The sequence below is a fragment of the uncultured Abyssibacter sp. genome, from assembly GCF_964000955.1.
Lineage (GTDB): Bacteria > Pseudomonadota > Gammaproteobacteria > Nevskiales > OUC007 > Abyssibacter.
In genome coordinates, this window is record NZ_CAXFCL010000017.1 from 1 (window position 1) to 5,550 (window position 5,550).

General features: G+C 64.3%; 5 protein-coding genes and 1 pseudogene. 1 reads left to right on the forward strand and 5 read right to left on the reverse strand.

All coding sequences use genetic code 11. From position 1 onward, the window contains the following. A pseudogene (locus ABNS06_RS00545) lies at positions 1-1,591 on the reverse strand (hypothetical protein); the annotation flags it as partial. A gap of 143 nt (positions 1,592-1,734) precedes the next feature. Here ABNS06_RS00545 and ABNS06_RS00550 point away from each other — a divergent pair. After that, on the forward strand, positions 1,735-2,247 hold the full coding sequence (locus ABNS06_RS00550) for a hypothetical protein (RefSeq protein WP_348671941.1): 513 nt from the start codon (positions 1,735-1,737) through the stop codon (positions 2,245-2,247). A 12-nt stretch (positions 2,248-2,259) separates the two neighbouring features. Here ABNS06_RS00550 and maiA read toward each other — a convergent pair whose 3' ends face one another. The 4 genes from maiA to ABNS06_RS00570 all read right to left on the reverse strand — a co-directional run. Beyond that, positions 2,260-2,904: a maleylacetoacetate isomerase gene (gene maiA / locus ABNS06_RS00555; RefSeq protein WP_348671943.1), complete on the reverse strand. Its 645-nt coding sequence runs from the start codon at positions 2,902-2,904 to the stop codon at positions 2,260-2,262. A 6-nt stretch (positions 2,905-2,910) separates the two neighbouring features. Then, a complete protein-coding gene (locus tag ABNS06_RS00560; RefSeq protein ID WP_348671945.1) occupies positions 2,911-3,816 on the reverse strand; it encodes an ROK family protein in 906 nt (301 codons plus the stop codon). A gap of 134 nt (positions 3,817-3,950) precedes the next feature. Continuing rightward, positions 3,951-4,379: a type IV pilin protein gene (locus ABNS06_RS00565; RefSeq protein ID WP_348671947.1), complete on the reverse strand. Its 429-nt coding sequence runs from the start codon at positions 4,377-4,379 to the stop codon at positions 3,951-3,953. Continuing rightward, positions 4,376-5,550: PilC/PilY family type IV pilus protein (locus tag ABNS06_RS00570; protein ID WP_348671948.1), on the reverse strand; the 1,175-nt coding region annotated here is incomplete at its 5' end. The genes ABNS06_RS00570 and ABNS06_RS00565, both read right to left, overlap by 4 nt.

A 5,550-nucleotide genomic window follows, 5' to 3' on the forward strand; every position in this document is an offset into this window, starting at 1 on the left:
CCAGCCAGGCGATATCCTCCGCGGCCTCGTCCGCCGTCACGGCGCTGGTGTAACCCGCCGGAAACGCGTCACCGTAGATCGCCATCAGCCTCGCGACTTCCTGCGCCGGCAGGCGGACACCGAGGGCATCACGCAACGCGTCCTGCCAGGTGCGCGTGGCCCGCAGCAGGCGGGCTTCGATATCGGCGACCGATTCGTCGACCTGGGTTCCGGTCCGTGTCCGGACCATGAAGTGCAGTCGCGCGAAACCATCACGCATGAACTGCACCTGGCGCTCGATGCTGACCGCATCGAAGACCTCCTGCAGCACCGCGGCCATGCGCTCGCGCACCTGCCAGCCGTAGCGGTCACGCGGCATGAACACGAGGCAGGAATAGAAGCGACCGTAGCGATCCCGGCGCATCAGGAACTTGAGTTGCTGCCGGTCGCGCAATGCGCGGATCGCCAGCGCCATCTCGTAGAGCTCGTCCTCGCCGCTCTGGAACAGCTCGTCCCGTGGCAGAAACTCGATGACGTCCCGCAGGCTCTTGGCCGCGTGACTGTCCGCCGGCAGACGCGTCTTCGCGACCACATAGTCCAGCTTGCGACGAACAATCGGAATGTCCGACGTCGAACTGATGTACACGCTGGTCGCGAACAGCCCAAGGAAACGGTAAGTGCCAACCACCTCGCCACGCTCGTCGTAGTGCTTGAGCGAAATCGAGTCCATGTAGTCGGGATGGTGCAGGTGCGAGCGCGCCGCCGATTTGGTGATGACCACCAGCCGTGAGGAATGGATGTACTTCAGCAACTCGGCCGGCGGGGCCACGTAGGGCGCATCCAGATCCCGCGTACGCTCATCACGCAACAAGCCCAGACCGCTGTTCGGCACGAACTCGAGCTGATCACCATTGCCACCCTCGACCACGCGGGTTTCGCGAAAGCCCAGGAAAGTGAAATGGTCATCGTCCAGCCACTCCAGAAAGGCCTGCGCCTCGGCGAACTGCTGCTGATCGCAACCGGGAGGCGGGTACTTCAGTTCGGCGATCATGCCCTGCGCGCGGCGACGCATCGGCACGTAGTCCTCCACGACCGCCTCCAGATCCGCCAGCACCCGGCGCACGTGCTGTTCGAGGGCTCGATAGGCGTCCGGGTCGGCGAGCGGGTCAAAGACGATGCGGATGTAGGATTCCTCCCGCCCGCCGGGCTCGTCCCGCGGCACCACGCGCAACCGTCTGCCGGCATCGTCCCGCTCCACCCGCATGACCGGGTGGATCAGCCAGTCAATGGATGCGCCGGTGTCGCGAATGGTCAGGGACAGCGAATCGACCAGAAAGGGGCGGTCGGCGCAGGCGGTGGACAGACGCGCCATGGCGCTGTCCGGATCGGGAGGCAGGATGGAAACCGACATCCCTTCGAGGACCGCCGTGTCATCGTAGAGCTGCTGCGCCAGATGGATCAGCGTTCGGCTACCGCAGGCTTCCAGCGTTTCCAGCGGCGCCAGGTCCACGCACTGATGCAGAAACTGACGAAAGTCGTCAGGCCGATCTCCGACTTCATCCAGCAGCGAGGCGATCATCGCCCGTTGCCGTTCGAATCGATTGCTTGCCAAGTCGTCTCTCCCGCGCTGGCGAGTGTGTCCGGGTCTGCGCCCGATGCGGCGGGAGTATACGCCTGCGCTCCCGCGACAAAGCCACATTGGACAAGCGCGTATACTTTCTCGAATCCGCCAAAGTTCAGCGTTGGGCTGCAAGCATGAAACTCAGGACGGTCTTGACCACCATCGCATTGCTGCTATGGGCCATTTGCGCGTGGTTTCTGGGCGATCGCGTCGCCTACCCCATCGAATTTCGCGTCAACAACTTCAACATCTACCCGGGCGCGGGTTCGATCCAGCGCAACGCGGAAGGCGACTTCTTTCACGTGCTGCCGAACAACACGGCACGACAGATCTACCCGACCCTGGCGCCGCCGACCTACTTCGAACAATGTCCGGAATGCCGGCTGGTCCGCGAGGACCAGCTATCCAGCACCAACGATTTCTGCGCCACCGCCTCTCGCGCGGATCTGCCTGACGTGTCCTTCGAGGTTCCCTGCGCAACCGGCATCACGCTCAGTGACGGCGCCATGGTGATCGCCCTGACGATCTTCGGGCTGCCGCTCGCGGGCCTGCTGATCATCATCGGCATCCGGCGGGGTGCGTTCAAACCGCGCGAGATCAAGCCCCATGTGGGACGCGGCCGCTTTGACGGCCCGTCCGGACGCTGACCGCGGTCCGAGCTACACGCGCAGCGTGTCGGACTGCGTCTCCGGCGCGGCCGCCTGGAAGGACGACAGCGACAGACAGCTGCGGTAGACGCGACGCAGATTGGGATAGTCGGACAGGTCCAGGCGGGTTGCCAGCGCGTTGTGCACCTGCGGCACCAGACACACGTCGGCAAGCGTCGGCGTATGGCCGAAGGCGTAGTCGTGCTCCGGCTCCTGCGCCAGCATCCACTCCATCGCGGCAAAGCCCTTGTGCGCCCAGTGCTCGAACCACTGGCGCCGGGCATCGAACGGAACCGACATCTGATCCCGCATGTAGCGGAATACCCGGACGATATTCAGCGGATTCATGTCCGCGACGGCAATCTGGGCGAACGAACGAATCTTCGCCCTCAGCCGCACATCCTCCGGCAGCAGCGGACGTTCGGGATAGCGCTCGTCGAGATACTCCAGGATCGCGAACGACTGGGTGATGATCAGGTCTTCATCGACCACCAGCGCGGGCACGAGCCCCTGCGGATTCAGCCAGAGGTATTCCATCTTCAGGTGCTCGCCGGCATCGGAGTCCACGAAGATGGGATCGTAGGGCACGCCCTTGTAGTTCAGAGCGATGCGCACGCGATGCGTCGAGACGCTGCGGTAGTTTGTGTAGAGCTTCAACATTGATCAGGATTTCGGCCAGAGCCAGGCGGCACCCCGGACGCCTGACGAGTCTCCATAGCGGGCGCGCAGCAGTCGCGTGTGAATCACGTCGCTGAACACCCATTGTGTCCACAGTTCGGGCACCCGAGCATACAGCCAATCGACGTTGGACAACCCACCCCCCAGCACGATGGCGTCGGGATCGAGCAGGTTGATGATCGATGACAGCCCCCTGGCCAGCCGCGAGGCATAGCGCTCGCGCGTTGCCAGCGCGGCCTCGTCGCCGGCGGCGGCCCGTTCGATCACGTCGCGGCCGGTCACCTCTTCGCCCGTGCGGTGACGGTGCTCCAGCGCCAGTCCGGTGCCGGAAAGGTAGGTCTCCATGCAGCCGCGCCGACCGCACCAGCAGACATGTCCGGGCGACTCCCGTGGGTCATCCGGGGCCGGCCAGGGCAGCGGATTGTGGCCCCATTCACCGCCGATGCCGTTGGCGCCGGCGCGCAGTTCACCATCAACAACCACCCCACCGCCGCAGCCCGTCCCCAGGATCACCCCAAAAACGACACGGCAACCCGCCGCGGCGCCATCGGAGGCTTCGGACAGCGTGAGGCAGTTCGCGTCATTGGCGATCCGCACCTCGCGTTCGAGCCGTTGCTGAATATCCTCGACAAACGGCTGACCATTCATCACGACGGTATTGGAATTCCGAAGCCGGCCGGTGGCCGGCGACAGACTCCCCGGCGTCCCGATCCCGACCGGAAGCCCGGCCTCGCCAACCTCACCCTCGACGCGACGCACCAGCTGGGCGATGGTGTCGAGAATCGCGTCATAGGATTCGCGCGGCGTCGGCAGGCGATGACGCACGGCGATGGCGGAATCACCGTCCAGCACGACAGCTTCGATCTTGGTGCCGCCGAGATCGACACCCACACGAAATCCGGACTGCTCGCGAGCGATGGGCTGCCTCCTGCCATGAACAAAGTAAAAAGGCCCGGACCATCGGTCCGGGCCTCTAGTGTTCACGGCAGCGGCGACACGGGCAAGCCGGCCACCCGTCGGGCCGCTCAGTTCCAGCAGTCCGCGGGCGTCTGATTCCCCAGCGCGGTGAGCTGCAACGTCGAGCATGACGTTCCGGACTCCGAGTCATCCGTCTGGTTGCTCTGGGCCGTCGCGGTGATCGTGTAGCCGGTATTGCGCCCATTGGTCTCGGTGAACGTGATTGCGACGGTGTACCAGTTGGTCGCGGCCGCATGGGTGGCCGAACTGACCGCGGCCGCATCGGTGGCGTTGTCGGCGGAGGGGTACTGGTTGTTCTTGCTGTACCAACGCTCCAGCCACTGCGCCATGTTCGACATGTTGGAGATGACCTCCGCACGGCGAGTCTTCTGCACGTACTTGGTGTACGACGGGTAGGCAATGGTCGCGAGGATGGCCACGATCGCAACGGCGATCATGACCTCGATCAGCGAAAACCCCTGAGCGCGTTGCTTCATCGCAGCTCCCGCCATGTTGCACGCTGCCGCTCGAAGCCTCCCGGCTCGGTCAGCACGGAGTTGATTTCCCCTTCGCCGTCACGCGCCAGGTTCACTTCCTGCCCCGTCGGCGTCAGCAGCACCTGCGGCAGCTCGGAGATCGAATCGTTCTGCACGGCCGAAGGTGGCAGATCATCCACGTAGTTCGAATACGGCGCGATCAGGGTCCGACCACCGGTACCCGCATCCAGCCGATAGAACCACGACTTGCCCTCGAACTGACAAAGCGATTCGCCCGGCACGACCGACGCGAACGCAATCTGCCCGTTGCGCAGCCGCGGATCGCCGAGGATGCGTTCACCGTTGTTGTCCGCCTGGCCGTCCACCAGCATGTCGAGCTTCCAGCCCAGATGCGTATCGGCACCGGTGTTGGTGTCGCTGCGCCAGTTGGCCAGATTGTCGCTGGTCACGCGGAACGTCGCCGACTCCGTTTCACCATCGCCATCAATGTCCGCCTCCTGCGTCTCCTCGGCCACGATGCTCTGCGCGAGCAGGTCCGCATCCTCGATCGTCGGCGCCGTGGTGCCGCCATCGTACTTGTCCCAGATGCCGTAGAAGGTCTGCGTCGGCAGCCCCTCCGCTGTCAGGTCCTCCAGCTCATGGAACTTGCCGGTGCCGAACAGCAGCATGTAGCCCTGCCCGCTCGGATGGAAGGTGACTTCAGGACGGGTCGCAATGGGCTGCATGCTGGAAGAGGCAACCGAGGCATCGAACAGCGGCTGCGGCTCGTTGCCGTCACGGAACGCGAAGCCCCAGTTCGCCGGATCGGGATCGTCGACATCGATGCGCCACAACGCACCTCTCAAGTCCCCGGCGTAGAGCCGGTCGATGATGCCATCGCCGTCGAAATCAACCGGCGCGACATCGGCAATGCCGTTGGGACGCGCCAACGGAATCGACAGCTCGCTCAACGCGCTGACATCGCCGAGGTCGGGCAAGGATAGGGAGATCGGGTGGTCCGTCGGGTTGGTCAGCACGCTGGGCGAAAGGAAGGAGCCCGATCCGGTATCGAAGACATAGCCCGCATCGTCCGGACGGTACATCCCGGTCGCCAGATCGATAATGAAGACCACCGCGTTTCCGGTAGCGCTGACCCCGAGGTTCAGCAACGCAGGATTGCTCTGGTCACTGA